Source organism: Paracoccus shanxieyensis (assembly GCF_009711265.1).
Classification (GTDB): domain Bacteria; phylum Pseudomonadota; class Alphaproteobacteria; order Rhodobacterales; family Rhodobacteraceae; genus Paracoccus; species Paracoccus shanxieyensis.
The window spans coordinates 96,997-114,020 of the sequence record NZ_WMII01000014.1; the positions used below are offsets into that span (position 1 = coordinate 96,997).

At 66.2% G+C, this 17,024-nt stretch carries 16 protein-coding genes; 8 read left to right on the forward strand and 8 right to left on the reverse strand.

The features are described from left to right. Positions 1-84: 84 nt before the first annotated feature. A complete protein-coding gene (locus tag GL284_RS14935; protein WP_230383089.1) occupies positions 85-1,089 on the reverse strand; it encodes an AraC family transcriptional regulator in 1,005 nt (334 codons plus the stop codon). A gap of 119 nt (positions 1,090-1,208) precedes the next feature. On the opposite strand from GL284_RS14935, the gene GL284_RS14940 reads away from it, so the two are divergent. The 6 genes from GL284_RS14940 (at position 1,209) to GL284_RS14965 (ending at position 8,439) form a co-directional block, all read left to right on the forward strand. Next, complete coding sequence (locus GL284_RS14940; RefSeq protein ID WP_155045439.1) at positions 1,209-2,870, forward strand: AMP-binding protein; 1,662 nt, start codon at positions 1,209-1,211, stop codon at positions 2,868-2,870. Next, the gene (locus tag GL284_RS14945; protein WP_155045440.1) at positions 2,854-3,606 is read left to right on the forward strand and encodes an SDR family NAD(P)-dependent oxidoreductase; all 753 of its coding nucleotides are present in this window, start codon (positions 2,854-2,856) and stop codon (positions 3,604-3,606) included. Before GL284_RS14940 ends, GL284_RS14945 begins: the two co-directional genes overlap by 17 nt. A 9-nt stretch (positions 3,607-3,615) precedes the next feature. Continuing rightward, positions 3,616-4,791: an acetyl-CoA C-acyltransferase gene (locus GL284_RS14950; RefSeq protein ID WP_279639284.1), complete on the forward strand. Its 1,176-nt coding sequence runs from the start codon at positions 3,616-3,618 to the stop codon at positions 4,789-4,791. Then, the gene (locus tag GL284_RS14955) at positions 4,791-5,915 is read left to right on the forward strand and encodes an acyl-CoA dehydrogenase family protein (RefSeq protein WP_425274244.1); all 1,125 of its coding nucleotides are present in this window, start codon (positions 4,791-4,793) and stop codon (positions 5,913-5,915) included. Before GL284_RS14950 ends, GL284_RS14955 begins: the two co-directional genes overlap by 1 nt. Before the next feature lie 12 nt (positions 5,916-5,927). After that, on the forward strand, positions 5,928-6,539 hold the full coding sequence (locus GL284_RS14960) for an RraA family protein (RefSeq protein ID WP_155045441.1): 612 nt from the start codon (positions 5,928-5,930) through the stop codon (positions 6,537-6,539). Positions 6,540-6,657: 118 nt separating this feature from the next. Next, entirely contained in the window at positions 6,658-8,439 is a 1,782-nt protein-coding gene (locus GL284_RS14965; protein ID WP_155045442.1) for a calcium-binding protein, read from the forward strand. A gap of 52 nt (positions 8,440-8,491) precedes the next feature. Here the strand turns inward: GL284_RS14965 and GL284_RS14970 are convergent, their stop codons facing one another. From GL284_RS14970 to GL284_RS14995, 6 genes are all read right to left on the reverse strand, one after another. Beyond that, positions 8,492-9,472: an FUSC family protein gene (locus GL284_RS14970; RefSeq protein ID WP_155045443.1), complete on the reverse strand. Its 981-nt coding sequence runs from the start codon at positions 9,470-9,472 to the stop codon at positions 8,492-8,494. Positions 9,473-9,555: 83 nt separating this feature from the next. After that, on the reverse strand, positions 9,556-10,479 hold the full coding sequence (locus GL284_RS14975) for an asparaginase domain-containing protein (RefSeq protein WP_341870536.1): 924 nt from the start codon (positions 10,477-10,479) through the stop codon (positions 9,556-9,558). Then, a complete protein-coding gene (locus GL284_RS14980) occupies positions 10,476-11,924 on the reverse strand; it encodes an amino acid permease (RefSeq protein ID WP_155045445.1) in 1,449 nt (482 codons plus the stop codon). Before GL284_RS14980 ends, GL284_RS14975 begins: the two co-directional genes overlap by 4 nt. A gap of 216 nt (positions 11,925-12,140) precedes the next feature. After that, positions 12,141-13,340: a 3-oxoadipyl-CoA thiolase gene (gene pcaF / locus GL284_RS14985; RefSeq protein ID WP_155045446.1), complete on the reverse strand. Its 1,200-nt coding sequence runs from the start codon at positions 13,338-13,340 to the stop codon at positions 12,141-12,143. Between the two features lies 1 nt (position 13,341). Next, entirely contained in the window at positions 13,342-14,010 is a 669-nt protein-coding gene (locus GL284_RS14990; protein ID WP_155045447.1) for a 3-oxoacid CoA-transferase subunit B, read from the reverse strand. Then, complete coding sequence (locus GL284_RS14995; protein WP_155045448.1) at positions 14,007-14,741, reverse strand: 3-oxoacid CoA-transferase subunit A; 735 nt, start codon at positions 14,739-14,741, stop codon at positions 14,007-14,009. Before GL284_RS14995 ends, GL284_RS14990 begins: the two co-directional genes overlap by 4 nt. Positions 14,742-14,856: 115 nt before the next feature. Here GL284_RS14995 and GL284_RS15000 point away from each other — a divergent pair, with 115 nt between their 5' ends. Beyond that, entirely contained in the window at positions 14,857-15,618 is a 762-nt protein-coding gene (locus GL284_RS15000) for an IclR family transcriptional regulator domain-containing protein (RefSeq protein ID WP_155045449.1), read from the forward strand. Here the strand turns inward: GL284_RS15000 and GL284_RS15005 are convergent. Beyond that, entirely contained in the window at positions 15,615-16,304 is a 690-nt protein-coding gene (locus GL284_RS15005; RefSeq protein ID WP_341870393.1) for a FadR/GntR family transcriptional regulator, read from the reverse strand. The genes GL284_RS15000 and GL284_RS15005 overlap by 4 nt on opposite strands. 129 nt (positions 16,305-16,433) lie before the next feature. Between GL284_RS15005 and GL284_RS15010 the strand changes: the two genes are divergently transcribed. Beyond that, complete coding sequence (locus tag GL284_RS15010; protein ID WP_155045451.1) at positions 16,434-17,015, forward strand: TetR/AcrR family transcriptional regulator; 582 nt, start codon at positions 16,434-16,436, stop codon at positions 17,013-17,015. The last annotated feature ends 9 nt before the right edge of the window (positions 17,016-17,024 follow it).

Consider the following 17,024-nt stretch of genomic DNA (forward strand, 5'->3'; position numbering starts at 1 on the left):
ATAATCCACGCAGGCGCTGCGGGAAAGATGGTCTGCAAGCGGCGGCAGGGTCTTGCGGGCAGGGTGTGGCCGGCAAAACCTAGCTTACGCCCCGCGGCGGAATGTGGCCGGGGTCATGCCCGCCAGCTTCAGGAAGGCGCGATGAAACGCCCCCGGCTCGGCATAGCCAAGGCGGGCGGCAATGGCTGCGATGGGGGCTTTGGTGTCGCGCAGCAGACGGCAGGCCATGGCGTGGCGCATCTCGGCGCGGATGGCGGCAAAGCCCTGACCCTCGGCCCGCAGGCGGCGGCGCAGCGTCGCGGGGGACTGGCCCAGATCGCGGGCGAGGCTGTCGAAATCCGGCCATTGCTCGGGCGGGACGGCGCGCAGACGGGCGCGGATGCGGCCCGAAAGCCCCTGATCATGCGGGTAGCGCAACAGGATATTCGCGGGTGCGCCGCGCAGAAAGGCTTTCAGCGCGCGCTCGGACCGGATCAGGGGCAGCGACAGGTAATCCGCAGCAAAGACCAGACGGCTGTGAGGTTGGCCGAACTGCACCGGCGCGCCGAAGAACTGCCGGTAATCCTGCCGGTTCGGCGGGGCCTGACAGGCGAAATCGACCCGCGCCAAGGCAATGCGCCGTCCGATCAGCCAGCACATCAGCCCCAAAAGGATCAGCCAATAGGTGCGATAGGCAAAGGCCGCGCGTGGGGGCCCGTCATCCTGCGGCCCGTCATCCCGCAGCACGATTTCCGCCATGCCGTCGCGCAGCAGCAACCGACCGCTTGGCGCGACGATCGCCATGTCCATGAACCGCAGCGCGCGCCGCAGCGCCCGGTCCAGCGTTTCGGCGTGCAGCACCGCATGCCCCATCAGCGCAAAGCTGCCCGGACGCATCTGCCGCGCGCCCTGACCAAAGAACTCGCATCCCGTGTCTTGGGCAATCGCCAGCCACAACCGGCCATATTGCAGATGCGACACCGGCTGGCCCGCATCCGCAATCCCCGCCCGCGCCAGCAGGGCGGCCGCGTCCAGTTGCCCAACCGCCGCCAGCGCATCCTGCACGAACCCGGCCGAGATCATCCGCCGCTCCATCCGCCCCTCCAACATGGCATTTCCGATCAGAAATTCTGTCCGCGAATGTCATTGTCTGCAATATCCCCCGGCGTAGACTTGCCGAAACTCATGAGGAGCCGCGTCCGCGCGGGAGTTTTTCAGGGAGGAACGACATGGGCGAATGCGACCTGCCCGGCTACGGCCCGGCCTATCAGGCGTTTCGGATCGACGACGCCACGGCGCGGCTGTCGGGCGACATGGAAACCGGCATCAATGCCTGTATCGAGTGCTGTGACCGCCATTGCCAGAACGACCGGCCGGCCCTGCGCTGCATCGCTGCGGATGGCAGCCTGACGGAATACGGCTTTCGGGATCTGCGCGACCTGTCGGCCCGCGCGGCAAACCTGCTGAGCGACAAGGGCATTCAGCCCGGCGATGTCGTGGCGGGGCTGATGCCGCGCACCGTCGATCTGGTGGCGCTGATCCTTGGGACATGGCGGCTGGGCGCGGTCTATCAGCCGCTGTTCACTGCCTTCGGCCCCAAGGCCATCGCGCATCGCCTGCAGACAAGCGGGGCTAGGCTGGTCGTCACCGACCCCGCCAATCGCGCCAAGCTGGATACGGTCGAGGATTGCCCGCAGATCGCCTTGGTCAGAACCGGGGATCAGCCGATCCCGGCACAGGATATCGACTTTCGCGCCGGACTGGCGGCGGCCTCGGCGGATTTCGCGCCGGTCCTGCGGCGGGGCGATGATCTGTTCATGATGATGGCCACATCCGGCACGACGGGCTTTCCCAAGGGCGTGCCCGTGCCACTGCGCGCCTTGCCCGCGTTCGAGGCCTATATGCGCGAGGCGGTGGACCTGCGGCAGGGGGATGTGTTCTGGAACATCGCCGATCCCGGCTGGGCTTACGGGCTGTATTACGCGATCTGCGGGCCGCTGCTCATCGGCGCCGCCACCACGCTGTACGAGGGCGGATTTACCGCGGACTCGACCTTTGGCCTGATCCGGCGGCTGGGCGTGACCAACCTTGCCGGATCGCCCACCGCGTTCCGCCTGCTGATCGCGGCAGGGGCCGAGGCTGCGGCGCCGCTGAAGGGGCAATTGCGCGCGGTCAGCTCGGCCGGTGAGCCGTTGAACCCGGAAATCGCGCGCTGGTTCGCCCAGCACCTGTCCGCGCCGATCCATGACCATTACGGCCAGACCGAGATGGGCATGTGCGTCAACAATCACCACGGTCTGGCCCATCCGGTGCGCCCCGGATCGTCCGGCGTGCCGATGCCCGGCTATCGCGTGGCGGTGCTGTCGGACGATGACCGCGAATTGCCGCCCGGCGCGCCCGGCGTGCTGGCGATCGATCTGCAGCAATCGCCCCTGATGTGGTTTACCGGCTATTCCGGGCAGCCACGGCTGTCGGGCCGCTATTACCGCACCGGCGACAGCGTCGAGCTTGCGGCGGATGGCTCGGTCAGCTTCATCGGGCGGTCGGATGATGTCATCACCTCATCGGGCTATCGGATCGGGCCGTTCGATGTCGAAAGCGCGCTGATCGAACATCCGGCCGTGATCGAGGCCGCCGTCATCGGCGTGCCCGACCCCGAGCGGACCGAACTGGTCAAGGCTTTCGTCGTTCTGGGCGATGCCCCGCCGTCCGAGGCACTGGCCGAGGAATTGCGCGCGCATGTGAAGGCGCGGCTGTCGGCCCATGCCTATCCGCGACTGGTCGAGTTCGTCGCGGAGCTGCCCAAGACACCCAGCGGAAAAATTCAGCGTTTCCTGCTGCGTAAAGCGGAAATCGAGAAACAGGGGATGCGTGATGCAGCCAAGGGATAGCGTCTTTCTGATCACGGGCGGCGGGTCCGGCCTAGGGGCTGCGGTGGCGCGGATGGCGGTTAAGGCGGGCGCGCAGGCAGCCATTCTGGACATCAATGCCGAAGCCGGGCAGGCGGTGGCCGACGAACTGGGCGCATGCTTCATCCGCACCGATGTCACCAGCGCCGCCGAGGGTCAGGCCGCGATCCGCGCCACGCTGCAGGCTTTTGGCCGCATCGACGTGGCGGTGAACTGCGCGGGCGTCGCTCCGGGCGAACGCATCGTCGGCCGCGACGGGCCGCATGATCTGGAAAGCTTCGCCCGCGCCGTCCAGATCAACCTGATCGGCAGCTTCAACATGCTGCGCCTTGCCGCCGAGGCCATGACCCGCAACGACGGCCCGGCGCGGGGGGTGATTGTCAACACGGCCTCGATCGCGGCCTATGACGGGCAGATCGGGCAAGCGGCCTATGCGGCCTCGAAGGGTGGGGTCGCCGCGCTGACGCTGCCCGCCGCGCGCGAACTGGCCCGCCACGGCATCCGTGTCATGACCATCGCCCCCGGCATTTTCGCCACGCCGATGATGGCGGGGCTGCCGCCCGAGGTGCAGGAAAGTCTGGGCGCCACCGTGCCATTTCCGCCGCGCCTTGGCGATCCCGCGGAATTTGCGGCGCTGGTACGCCATATCGTCGAAAACCCCATGCTCAACGGCGAGGTCATCCGGCTGGACGGCGCGCTGCGCATGGCTCCGAAATAAGGAACGGAGATGAACCCCCTCATGGATCCCATCGTCATCACCGGCGCAGCCCGCACGCCCATGGGCGGCTTTCAGGGCGATCTGGCGGGCGTCGAGGCCGCGACGCTTGGCGCCACCGCCATCGGCAAGGCCCTGGCCGGGCTGGACCCCGACGCGGTGCAGGAAATCATCATGGGCTGCGTTCTGCCCGCCGGTCAGGGACAGGCCCCGGCGCGGCAGGCGGCACTGGCGGCGGGGCTGCCACTGGCGGCGGGGGCCACGACCGTCAACAAGATGTGCGGCTCGGGGATGAAGGCCGCGATGCTGGGCCATGACCTGATCCTTGCCGGATCCGCCGATGTGGTGGTCGCGGGCGGGATGGAAAGCATGTCGAACGCGCCATATCTGCTGCCGAAGGCGCGCGGCGGCTATCGCATGGGGCATGGTCAGGTCATCGACCACATGTTCCTTGACGGGCTTGAGGACGCCTATGACAAGGGCCGTCTGATGGGCAGTTTCGCCGAAGACTGCGCCCAGTCCTATCAATTCACGCGCGAGGCGCAGGATGGCTATGCCCTGACCTCGCTGGCACGGGCGCAACGCGCGATTGCCGAAGGGCTTTTCGTGGCCGAAATCGCCCCGGTGGCGGTCAAGGCCGGCGTGGTTTCGGTGGATGAACAGCCCGGAAAGGCGCGTCCGGACAAGATCCCGACGCTGCGCCCGGCCTTTCGCGACGGCGGCACGGTGACGGCGGCGAACAGCTCCTCGATCTCGGACGGGGCGGCGGCGCTAGTGCTGATGCGCCAATCCGAAGCCGAGCGGCGCGGCCTGACGCCCCGCGCCCGCATCCTTGGCCATGCGACCCATGCGGACAGTCCCGGCCTGTTTCCGACCGCCCCCATCGGGGCGATCCGCAAGCTGATGGACCGCACCGGCATGGCTCGGGACGATATCGACCTTTACGAGATCAACGAGGCCTTTGCCGTCGTCGCCATGGCCGCGATGCACGATCTGGGGCTGTCCCATGACATCGTGAACCTGCATGGCGGCGCCTGCGCGCTGGGTCATCCCATCGGCGCATCCGGCGCGCGGGTGCTGGTCACGCTGCTGGCCGCGCTTGAGGCGCATGGGCTGCGGCGCGGTGTCGCCAGCCTGTGCATCGGCGGCGGCGAAGCGACGGCCATGCTGATCGAAAGGCTGTCCTGATGCTGACGGGCGAACAGCAACAGATCCGCGATGCCGCGCGCGATTTCGCGCAGGGCCGCCTTGCCCCCGGCGCGGCGGCCCGCGACCGCGACCACAGCTTTCCGCGCGCCGAACTGGCCGAGATGGGGGCGCTTGGCTTTCTGGGGATGCTGGTCCCCGAAGCCCATGGCGGGTCCGACACCGGGATGCTGGCCTATGCGCTGGCCATCGAGGAAATCGCCGCAGCCGACGGGGCCTGTTCGACCATCATGTCGGTGCACAGCTCGGTCGGCTGCGTGCCGATCCTGCGCTTTGGCTCGGACGCGCAAAAGGCGCGGTTCCTGCCGAAAATGGCCGCGGGCGACTGGATCGGCGGGTTTGCCCTGACCGAGCCGCAGGCGGGTTCGGATGCGTCGAACCTGAAGACGCGGGCGCGGCGCGACGGCGATCACTATGTCATCGACGGCGCCAAGCAGTTCATCACCTCGGGCAAAAACGGCGATGTCATCATCGTCTTTGCCGTGACCGATCCCGATGCGGGCAAAAAGGGCATCTCGGCCTTCATCGTGCCGACGGACACGCCCGGCTATCAGGTGGTGCGCACCGAGGACAAGCTGGGGCTGCACGCCTCGGACACCTGCGCGCTGGCCTTTGCCGAAATGCGCGTCCCGGCGGAAAACCTGCTGGGCACCGAGGGCGAGGGCTACCGCATCGCGCTGGCCAATCTGGAAGGCGGGCGCATCGGCATCGCAGCCCAGGCCGTCGGCATGGCGCGCGCCGCCCATGAAGCCGCGCTGGCCTATGCCCGCGACCGGCTGGCCTTTGGCAAGCCCCTGACCGAACATCAGGCGGTGGCCTTCAAGCTGGCCGACATGGCGACGCAGATCGACGCCGCGCGGCTTCTGGTCTGGCGCGCCGCCATGCTGCGCGATGCGGGCAAGCCCTGCCTGACCGAAGCCAGCATGGCCAAGCTGTTCGCTTCGGAAATCGCCGAGAAAGTGGCCTCTGACGCGATCCAGATCCATGGCGGCTATGGCTATCTGGCCGATTACCCGGTCGAGCGGATTTACCGCGACATCCGCATCTGCCAGATTTACGAAGGCACCAGCGAGGTGCAGCGCATGGTCATCGCGCGCGGTCTTTAAGGGGGGAACGACATGGACGGTTTGCTGGAACGCTGGCGCCGCATTCCGGTGCCGGTGGTGGTCGATCTGGCGCCTGAATCTCAGATCGACATCGCCATCCGTCCGCTGCGGCCCGCAGGCTTGCAGCATGTGCTGTTCGGGCAGGCGGTGACGGCGCGCTGCACGCCGCCGGATTTCGGCGCGGTGCTGCGGGCCATTGCGGTGATCCAGCCGGGTCAGGTTCTGGTCATCGACGCTGCGGGCGAATCCGGCTGGGCCATGATCGGCGATGTGCTGGGCGGGCATCTGCACCGCATCGGCGCGGCGGGGATCGTCTGCGACGGCGCGGTGCGCGACACCGGCAATCTGGTCGGCATGGCCGGGCTGTCGATCTATGCCCGCCATGTCAATCCGCGCGGCCCTGTCGGGGCCAGCGGCGATCAGGTCAATCTGCCTGTCACCATCGGCGGCTGCGCCGTATCGCCCGGCGATCTGCTGATCGGCGATGATGACGGGCTGGCCGCGCTGACGCCTGCGCAGATGCAGCGCCTGATCGAACCCGCCGAGGCCAAGATGCAGCTTGAGGCAGAGTGGATCCGCCGTCTGGCCGCATCCGAGCCGATTGCGCAGGTGTTCGGGCTGTAGCCCGGCATCGCGCCCACTCTGCCACAGCCCGTTTCACAGCCGATTCACGCCATGGTGACTAGGCTGCGACTCTGCATTTTTCATCGGTATTTTACCGAGAAGCAGGGGGAGAGTTGACATGCCTACCGGAACAAACGGAAACGATACCCTGATCGGCAACAACACATCTGAATATTATTACGGGCTGGCGGGGAACGACATCATCTATGCCCTTGGCGGCAACGATACCGCCTATGGGCAGGACGGCAACGACACCATCTATGGCTATGACGGCGACGACTGGCTGGATGGCGGAACCGGCAACGATTACCTGCACGGGATGGACGGCAACGACTACATCACCGGCGGCGGCGGCAGCGATACCGTCTATGGCGCGTCGGGCTCGGACACGATCCGCTCCAGCGGGGGTGGGTATTACGACGCGGGCGCGGATAACGACTATGTCTATGCCGGGATCGGCGTGGCCGAGACGCTGCGCGGCGGCGCGGGCAACGACTGGCTATATACCACGACCTTCAACGGCGATTACCGCGTCGATCTTGCCACCGGGGCCACCAATTTCGCCGGCGAAAGCTTCCTTGAATTCGAGAACCTGATCAGCGGCGACGGCAATGACACGCTGAGCGGCACCGGCGTTGCGAATTATATCTATGGCGGCGCGGGCAACGATGTTCTGACCGGCGCGGGCGGCAGCGACACGCTGCTTGGCGGCGACGGCAATGACACCATCACCTCGGGCGGCAGCGGCTATTACCATGGCGATGGCGGGAACGACTATGTCTATGCCGGTCTGGGCACGCCGGAATCGCTGCGCGGCGGCACGGGGATCGACTGGCTGAACACCACCAGCTTCAACGGCGATTATGTCGTGAACCTTGCGACCGGCGCGACCAATTATGCGGGCGAGGACTTCATCGATTTTGAAAACCTTGTCAGCGGGTCGGGCAATGACAGCCTGACCGGAACCACGGGCGCGAATGTCATCTATGCCGGGGCGGGCAACGATACCGTCGATGGCGGGACCGGCGACGATTATCTGTATGGCGATCTCGGCGCTGACAGCCTGCTGGGCGGCGGCGGCACGGACAGCGTCTATGGCGCTGCGGGCGACGATACGATCCGGTCGTCGGGCGCGGGCTATTATGATGGCGGCACCGAAAACGACTATATCTATGCCGGGCTCGGCTCGGCCGAGACGCTGGTGGGCGGCAGCGGCACCGACTGGCTGAACACCCGCACCTTTAACGGCAATTATCTGGTCAATCTGGCCACAGGCGCCACGAATTTCGCAGGCGAAAGCTTCACCGGCTTTGAAAACGGCATCACCGGCAACGGCAATGACACCGTTCTGGGCACGGCCGCGGCCAACAGCTTCTATACCGGCGGCGGCAATGATGTGGTGAACGGCGGCGCTGGCAATGATTTCCTGTCCGGAGAGCTGGGCAATGACGTTCTGTCGGGTGGCGATGGCAGCGATGTGGTGCAGGGCGGGGCAGGTACGGACAGGCTTGCGGGCAATACCGGCAATGATACGCTGATCGGGCTTTCCGGGTCCGATACGCTGACCGGCGGCGTGGGCGAGGATATCTTCGTCTTCAACAACGTCACCGACTCCGCGCCGGGCACGGGGTTCGATCTGATCACCGATTTTCAGGGCGCAGGCCTGCAACCCGGCCCCGTGACCGAGGACCGGATCGACCTGACCAATGTCTATGGCGGCGTGCTGACCTTCACCGGCACGGTGGCGGGCGGCATGGGCACGGCATGGGTGGTGAATTCGGGCGCCGAGACATGGCTGCGGGTCAACATCGACGCCGATGCGGCAATCGAGATGACCGTCAGGATCAATGACGGTGCCAGCAATGCCAACAGCTATGTCGCCAGCGACTTCCTGCTGTAACGCCGGCGGGCGCGGTCTCTGGGCCGCGCCTGACCATCATCATGGCGCATCGTCATGGCATGTGGCCGAACCTGCGAAACACCGCCGTGAAGGCGATGGCCGATCCCAGAAGCGACAGCGCCGCCAGAACATGGGTCTGCAGCAGATGGCCCTGCGTCCCGGCCTCGGCGGCCAGCAGAAAGACCATGTTGGTATCCAGTCCCAAGGCCGCCGTGCGCGGATGGGTGCGCAGGACCGACCCGGCGGCAAGGAAAGGCAGCGCCAGCAACAGCACACTGCCCGACGGATCGGGCAGGGCCAGATCCAGCGCACGATAGGCGACTGCGGCCAGCACGCCGATCAGCGTCCCCGGCACCAGATTGCGCATCATCGGCGTCGGCATGCGGGTCGAACAGGCCAGCACCGAAAAGATGCTCAGCGACATCGCTCCGGCCATGCCGGGCGGGCCGCCCACGGTCTTGACCCATAGCGCCCCCGCCAGCGCACAGCCCGCCGCGATCAGGCCGTGACGCAGCACCGTCACGGCACCGGCGCGGGTTCTGGGCGGCATCGGATCCGTGCGGCGCGGCGTGAAGGCGAAGGTGATGACCGTGACCGAAATGACGCCGATCAGCGTGCACCAGATGCGGTCCAGCGCCAGATGCGTCGCATCGACCGGGTGATCCATCGAAGGCACGATGACGACGGCCACGGTAATCGCCGCCAGCACCACCCCATAACTGTAGCCCGTGCCGATCCAATAGGCCAAAGCCGCCCCGATCCCGGCCGAGCCTATCAGCAAGGCCATGCGGCTGGCCTCATCGGGCAGCCAGATCAGCCCGGCCCAGCCGATGGCGGCGCCAAGCGCCGTGCCTGCGATCCGCATGACCGCACGCAGCAGCAGATCCTGACGATGCGGCTGGGCCACCACCCAGACCGGGATCGCGGCCCAGAACGGGTTTTGCAGCCCCAGCCGGACGGCAAGCACCAGCGAGATCGCGGCCGCCGCGAAAAGTTGCAACGCACGCAGCGTCCAGGGCGAGACAGGGTTCATGACAGGGCAGGATGATACGCGAACAGCAGGCCGCCTTACTGCTGCAATCCCACGGCGGACACAATGGCCCGCATCATGCGGGCTTATGAAAACGCCTGTGCGATCTGCCGGGCATCCGCCTTGTTCGCCAGCAGCGCCGCCAGCAGGATCCGCGCCTGTCCGGGGCGCAGGACGCGCGAATGGACCGCGCCCGCCGCCACCAGATCATGCCCGCCGCCGCCACCGCCATAGGTGGGTGTCAGCACACCCTCGGGCACGCGGCTTGAGGTGATGACCGCAATGTCTGCCGCACGGGCTTCGGCCACCGCTGCCACGATGGCCGCCGAAGCATTGCCCGATCCCAGCGCCGCCAGCACGATGCCGTCTGCGCCCGCGGCCATGCTGGCCCGGAAATGCACATCATCCGCGCCCGGATGCAGCGCGACGATATCGACGCGCTGCCGTGTCAAAGCCTGGGGCAAACGCGGCAGGGCAGGCGGCGCGGGCACGACCAGACGAAAGGCATCGGCCTTGTCCGAGGCCGCCTTGTAAATCCCGCAGACCGGCAGCGCCCGGGCTCCGAAGGCCAGTCGCACGCCGGGCACGTCCAGCGCGGTGCGGATAGCATCCGCCAGATTGGCCGGACCGTCGGGCATGGCGCTGTCTGCGGAAAACTGCGCGCCGGTGAACACCACGGCCCGCCCGCCGCCATGCTGCAATTCGACCAGCAGCGCGGTTTCCTCCATCGCGTCGGTGCCGTGCAGAACCACCACACCCGCGACCGCGGGATCGGCAAGCTGCACCGCCACCGCATCGCTGATCGTCTGCATATCGGCCAAGGTCAGGCTGGAACTGTCCTTGGCCAGCAGCTCGACCGCGCGCAGCTGCACATCCATCGGCGGCAGCAGATCCAGCAGATCCTGCCCGGTCAAGGCGGGCCGGGCCGCACCCGTGGCGTCCTTGCGGCTGGCAATCGTGCCTCCGGTCGCGATGACTGCGACCAGAGGAGGTGTCACCTTGGCGTTCACGAAGCCCCCGCTTGATTGGCGCGGGCGATGGCGGCGATGCGGTCGCGCGCCAGATACCAGCCGATCACCAGCGCGGGTACGATCACCAGCAGCGAGGCGACGGTATAGGTGCCGATGGGATAGTCAAAGGCCATCAGCACCACGACCCCCAGAAGGAAGGCCAGCGTGGCGATGCCGGTAAAGGGCGCGCCGAACATGCGGAAATCGGGGCGGGCGATGACGCCCTTGCGCGACAGGCTCCACAGCTTCAACTGGCACAGCACGATGGTGGCCCATGCAAAGATCAGACCCAGCGCGGCGACGTTGATGGCAATCTCGAACGCATCTGCGGGCATATAGGCGTTCAGCACCACGCCCAGGACGGTCACGACCGCGGTGACCGCGATGCCCATGTAAGGCACGCCCGCGCTGTTCATCCGCGCCAGCGCCGCCGGGGCCGAGCCAGAGACGGCCATGGAATGCAGGATGCGGCCCGTCGAATACAGCCCCGCATTCAGCGAAGACAGCACCGCCGTCAGCACCACAAGGTTCATGATCACATCCGCCCCCTCGATGCCCACTGCGCCGAAGAAGGTCACGAACGGGCTCTCATCTGCTTTATAGGCGGTATATGGCAGCAGAAGCGACAGCAGAAGCACGGAACCGACATAGAACACCACCAGCCGCAGAACCACCGTGCGGATGGCGCGCGGCATCACCTCGCGCGGGTCGCGGGTTTCGCCCGCCGCCGTGCCGATCAGCTCGATCGAGGCATAGGCGAAGATCACGCCCTGAATGATGACCAGCGCAGGCAGCAGGCCATTCGGGAACCAGCCGCCGCTATCGGCAATCAGCTGCAGGCCGGGGGTATGGCCGCCGACCGGGGTGCCGGTCACGACGAACCAGATGCCGATCAGCAGAAAGCCCACCAGCGCCGCGACCTTGATCAGGCTGAACCAGAATTCCAGCTCACCGAAGACCTTGACCGACAGCATGTTCATCGCCAGCACCACGACCAGCGCCACAAGGGCGAACACCCATTGGTCGATCCCCGCCAGCCACGGCACATAGGCCTTGAAGAAATTCATATACAGCGCCACCGCCGTCACATCGGCAACCGAGGTCATCGCCCAGTTGATCCAATACATCCAGCCTGCCGCGAAGGCCAGTTTTTCGCCATAGAATTCGCGGGCATAGCTGACGAACGAGCCTGAGCTGGGCCGGTGCATGATCAGCTCACCCAGCGCGCGCAGCACCAGAAACCCGAAAAAGCCGCACAGCGCATAGACCAGCACCAGCGCCGGACCGGCGGCGGCCAGACGCCCACCCGCGCCCAGAAACAGCCCCGTGCCGATGGCGCCGCCAATGGCGATCATCTGGATCTGGCGCGGCTTCAGCGCCTTGTGAAAGCCCGCATCTTCCTTGGCGAAGACCTGACCCTCGGCAGGGGTGTTGTGATGTGACATGGGTTCTCCGTCCCGTCCGGTGGCGATCCGGCCCGCCCGGGCCAAGCTCCACCATATGCAATGCTGCAATGCTGTTTGACAGATCCGGCGCTTAGTCCTTGCGACGCGGAATCGTCAAGGAGAAATGCAAGATGCCCGCGCCAAGGTGTTGGCGCGGGCTTGGAATTTTTCCAGATTATTCATTCAAGATATTAAAATATCCTTATAATGTCCGGATTACGCACGCTCCAGCGCGATGGCAATTCCTTGCCCGACGCCGATGCACATCGTTGAAAGCGAACGTTTGCCGCCATTCAGCGCCAGTTCCAGCGCCGCCGTGCCCGCAATGCGCGCGCCCGACATGCCCAAGGGATGCCCCAGCGCGATGGCGCCGCCATTCGGGTTCACCCGCGGGTCGTCATCCGCGATGCCCAGTTCGCGCAGCGTGGCGACCCCTTGGGCGGCAAAGGCCTCGTTCAGCTCGATCACGTCGAAATCGGCCTGCGTCAGACCCAGCCGCGCCAGCAGTTTCTGGCTGGCAGGCGCGGGGCCGATGCCCATGATGCGCGGCGGCACGCCCGCCGTCGCGCCGCCCAGAACGCGGGCGATGGGGGTCAGGCCGTGCTTTTTCGCGGCTTCGGCGGTGGCAAGGATCAGCGCCGCGGCACCGTCATTGACGCCCGAGGCATTGCCTGCGGTGACGCTGCCGCCATCGAATAGCGGGCGCAGCTTGGCCAGCGCCTCGGGGGTGGTGGCGCGGGGGTGTTCGTCACGGTCCACGACCAGCGGATCGCCCTTGCGCTGCGGCACGCTGACCGGGGTGATCTCGCGCGCCAGGCGCCCGTTTGCCTGCGCCGCGGCCGCCTTGGCCTGCGAGGCCAGCGCCATGGCATCCTGCGCCTCGCGCGAGATGCCATAGTCGTCGGCGACGTTCTGGCCGGTCTGCGGCATCGAGTCGACGCCGTAAGCCTTGGCCATGGCCGGGTTCACGAAACGCCAGCCGATGGTGGTGTCGTGGATCTCGGCCGCGCGCGAATAGGCGCTTTCGGCCTTGGGCATGACGAAGGGCGCGCGCGACATCGACTCGACCCCGCCCGCGATCATCAGATCGGCCTGACCGGCCATGATCTGACGCGCGGCGACCAGCACCGCATCCATGCCCGATCCGCAGAGCCGGTTGATCGTGGTGCCCGGCACCTCCAGCGGCAGACCCGCCAGCAGCAGCGACATGCGGGCGACGTTGCGGTTGTCCTCGCCGGCCTGATTGGCGCAGCCAAAGACCACATCATCGACGGCCTGCCAGTCGACGCCCTGATTGCGCGCCATCAACGCGCGCAGCGGCACCGCGCCCAGATCGTCGGCCCGGACCGAGGCCAGACTGCCGCCAAAGCGACCGATGGGGGTGCGGATATAATCGCAGATGAAAACCTCGGTCATCTTACAGCTCCGGCACGATGAGGTCAGCCACGTCGCCATCCAGATGCAGGGTGGCGCCGGTCATGGATTGCAGCTCGTCCAGGGACAGGCTGGGCAGTTTTTCACGCAGCACGAAATGGCCGTCCTGGATATCGACCACCGCAAGCGAGGTATAGACGCGCGTCACGCAGCCCACGCCGGTCAGCGGCAGGGTGCAGGCTTCCAGCAGCTTGGGCTTGCCGTCCTTGGTGACGTGATCGGTGATGACGGCCACACGTTTCGCGCCATGCACCAGATCCATCGCACCGCCTACGGCGGGAACACCCTTGGGGCCGGTGGACCAGTTCGCCAGATCGCCGTTCTGCGCCACCTGATAGGCGCCCAGAATAGCCACATCCAGATGCCCGCCGCGCACCATCGCGAAGCTGTCGGCGTGGTGGAAGAACGCCGTGCCCGGCTTGATCGTCACGGCCTTCTTGCCCGCGTTGATCAGGTCCCAGTCCTCGGTTCCGGGGGCCGGAGCCTCGCCAAAGCCAAGAATGCCGTTCTCGGTGTGAAAGATCGCCTGACGACCGGGGGGCTGGAACTGCGCCACCATCTCGGGAAAGCCGATGCCAAGGTTCACATAGGCACCGTCGGTGATGTCCTGCGCCGCGCGCCACGCGATCTGGGTCGAGGTCAGTTTGCTCATTCTGCAGCCTCCGGATAACGGGCATTGGCGCGGTTCAGCTGTTCTTCCTGCGCGGGGTTCGCCACCTCGACGATGCCCTGCACGAAGATGCCGGGCGTCACCACGGCTTCCGGGTCGATGCTGCCGGGTTCGACCACGGCCGAGACCTGCACAATGGTCGTGGCCGCCGCCGTGCACATGACGGGGCCGAAATTGCGCGCAGCCATGCGATAAGTCAGGTTGCCCAGCCGGTCGCCGCGATCGGCTTTGACCAGCGCGTAATCGGCTTTCAGCCAGCGTTCCTGCACATAGGGGCGGCCGTCGAATTCCTCGACCTTCTTGCCATTCGCCAGATCGGTGCCATAGCTGGTGGGGGTGTAAAAGGCCGGGATGCCCGCGCCGCCTGCGCGGATGCGTTCGGCCAGCGTGCCCTGCGGCACCAGCTCAAGCTCGATCTTGCCGGCCTGATAGGCTTCGGTGAAGACGCGCGGATCGGCGGAACGCGGGAAGGAACAGATCAGCTTGGCGACCATGCCCTGTTCGATCAGCGCCGCAAGACCCACATGGCCATTGCCCGCATTGTTGTTCACCACCGTCAGGTTCTTGGGGTGGCCCGTCGCCAGATAGCGGTCGATCAAGGCGTGGATCAGTTCCATCGGTCCGCCCGAGCCGCCGAAGCCGCCGATCATCACCGTCATTCCGTCTTCGATCCCCGCCACCGCTGTAGCCAGATCGGGAAGCGTCTTGTCCATTCCGCCCCTCCTGCAAGATTGGTTTCGTCGGGCTGGGTATAGGCCGATGCGGGCTGTTATACAGCCGATTTGTGCGATATAGTGCTTTTGTTCACATATCGCACAAACGGACCGCATGAGCATCAGCGACCGCGACACGATGGGGGGCCTTGCGAAAGGGCTGCGCGTCATCGAGACCTTCACCGCCGAACGTCCGCGTCAATCCATCGCCGAGGTGGCGCTGGCCTCGGGGCTGGACCGCGCCACCGCGCGGCGCTGCCTGCTGACGCTGGCGCAGGGGGGATATGCCGATTACGACGGCAAGTTCTTCACGCTGACGCCGCGCATTCTGCGGCTGGGCACGTCCTGCCTTGCCACCATGCCCCTGCCGCAGATCGTGCAGCCGTCGCTGGATGCGCTGTCCGATCAGATCGGCGAAAGCTCGTCCGTGTCGATCCTTGACGGGCCGGAAATCGTTTATGTCGCCCGCGCGGCGCAGCAGCGGGTGATGTCGATCGCGCTGATGCCGGGGTCGCGCCTGCCTGCATACTGCACCTCGATGGGGCGGGTGATGCTGGCGGCCTTGTCCGATGCCGAGGTGCTGGCGCTGCTGGGGCTGGGCCCCTATCCCGCGCGCACGCCGCACACGCTGACCGACCCGCAGGCGCTGGCCGACGAATTGTCGCGCGTCCGCGCCCACGGCTATGCGGTGATCGACCAAGAGGTCGAGCTGGGCCTGCGGTCGATCGCCGTGCCCTTGCTGAACGCGCGGGGCAGGGTGGTGGCGGCGCTGAACGTGGGTCTGGCCGCCAGCCATGCCGAGGCGGCGGCACTGCCGTCGCGGTTTCTTGCGCAGCTTCAGCGCATTCAGGCAGAGCTGCGCGGCCTGCTGCGCTAGGCCCGCGTGATCCGCGCCATGGCCTTTTTCACCAGATCCAGATGATCGGCCATGGCTGCCCGCGCGTCAGGCTCGGATCCCGCCGCGATGGCTTCGGCGATCTTGCGATGTTCCTCGTTCGAGGCGTGGCGTCGATGGGCCAGCAGGTTCACCAGTTCGGATTGCTGCATCATGGCGTCGCGCGATTCCGACACGATGCGCGCGAACAGCGCATTCTGCGACGCGGTGGCGATCAGCGTGTGAAAATCGCTGTCCATCTGCACCCATTTCAGCGATTCGACATGCGCCTCCATCTGGTCGCACAGCGCCAGCAGCGCCTGAACCTGCGCGCTGTCGCGGCGCAGCGCCGCCCAGCCCGCCGCCGGGATCTCGATATGCGGGCGCGCCTCGTCCAGATCGCGGGCCGAGATGTCACCATAGGCCAGTTCGCTGCGCTGCTGATCCGAAATCACGAAACTGCCCGACCCGCTGCGGCTGCGCGTCAGGCCAAGCGTCTGCAGGGACCGCATCGCCTCGCGGATGATGGGGCGGCTGACGCCATAGGTGCGCGCCAGTTTTTCTTCCGAGGGTAGGCGGCTGCCGACGGGAACCTGACCGGAAAGGATCGAGCCGCGCAGATCCTCGAACACGACTTCTGCGGCGTTTTTCCGGGCAATCGGAACCTTCTCATTCAGCCAATCCGCCACAACCTCCCCCCTTTCTTTTTGTTGGCAGGCACAATGGCGCAGGAGATGGGCCGGGGCAATGGCAATGACGGCTTGACGTAGCGATCCGGTTTATTTACGAACGGTCGTACGGAAAAATCAAGGATACCCATGGGACGCAAGCGCAGCATTGATCGCGACTGCCTGATGCAGGCCGTGGAATGTGTCGCGCGCCGCAATGGCGTCAGCGGGCTAAGCATCGACGCCGTTGCCAAAGAGGCGGGCGTCAGCAAGTCCAGCGTGGTCTATGACTGCGAAAGCAAGGCCGGTTTGCTGGCCGCCTTCACGCGCTATCAACTGCAGCAGCACCGCGAAAGTTTCGAGCAGGCCTTTGCCCGCCATGAAGGCCAGCCGAATTCCTGGCTGCGCGCGCTGATCGACGAATTCCGCACCGCCCCCACCGATGAAGACATCGCCATGGCGCTGCTGATCAGCGCGGGCATGGGCGAAAATGCCGAATGCCGCGACATCATGCGCCAGCAACTGCATGCCGATGCCGAACGTGTCGCCAGCGAAGCCGCCGAGCCGCGCAAGCTGCTGCGGGCGCTTTTGACGCTGCATGGCATGGCGTTTCTGGAATATTTGGGCTTTCATCGCTTTGACGACGCCGTGCGCACTGAGATTCTCGATGACCTGATGACGATCGCCGAAAGCGACGCAGGCGCATCGCCCGCTACCGATCCCGCCACCTGATCCCGCCAG

Bases quoted from the DNA above. Each gene is read 5' to 3' on its own strand.
- GL284_RS14935 (WP_230383089.1), bottom strand. From the start codon at position 1,089: ATGTTGGAGGGGCGGATGGAGCGGCGGATGATCTCGGCCGGGTTCGTG.
- GL284_RS14940 (WP_155045439.1), top strand. From the start codon at position 1,209: ATGGGCGAATGCGACCTGCCCGGCTACGGCCCGGCCTATCAGGCGTTT.
- GL284_RS14945 (WP_155045440.1), top strand. From the start codon at position 2,854: ATGCAGCCAAGGGATAGCGTCTTTCTGATCACGGGCGGCGGGTCCGGC.
- GL284_RS14950 (WP_279639284.1), top strand. From the start codon at position 3,616: ATGAACCCCCTCATGGATCCCATCGTCATCACCGGCGCAGCCCGCACG.
- GL284_RS14955 (WP_425274244.1), top strand. From the start codon at position 4,791: ATGCTGACGGGCGAACAGCAACAGATCCGCGATGCCGCGCGCGATTTC.
- GL284_RS14960 (WP_155045441.1), top strand. From the start codon at position 5,928: ATGGACGGTTTGCTGGAACGCTGGCGCCGCATTCCGGTGCCGGTGGTG.
- GL284_RS14965 (WP_155045442.1), top strand. From the start codon at position 6,658: ATGCCTACCGGAACAAACGGAAACGATACCCTGATCGGCAACAACACA.
- GL284_RS14970 (WP_155045443.1), bottom strand. From the start codon at position 9,472: ATGAACCCTGTCTCGCCCTGGACGCTGCGTGCGTTGCAACTTTTCGCG.
- GL284_RS14980 (WP_155045445.1), bottom strand. From the start codon at position 11,924: ATGTCACATCACAACACCCCTGCCGAGGGTCAGGTCTTCGCCAAGGAA.
- pcaF (WP_155045446.1), bottom strand. From the start codon at position 13,340: ATGACCGAGGTTTTCATCTGCGATTATATCCGCACCCCCATCGGTCGC.
- GL284_RS14990 (WP_155045447.1), bottom strand. From the start codon at position 14,010: ATGAGCAAACTGACCTCGACCCAGATCGCGTGGCGCGCGGCGCAGGAC.
- GL284_RS14995 (WP_155045448.1), bottom strand. From the start codon at position 14,741: ATGGACAAGACGCTTCCCGATCTGGCTACAGCGGTGGCGGGGATCGAA.
- GL284_RS15000 (WP_155045449.1), top strand. From the start codon at position 14,857: ATGAGCATCAGCGACCGCGACACGATGGGGGGCCTTGCGAAAGGGCTG.
- GL284_RS15010 (WP_155045451.1), top strand. From the start codon at position 16,434: ATGGGACGCAAGCGCAGCATTGATCGCGACTGCCTGATGCAGGCCGTG.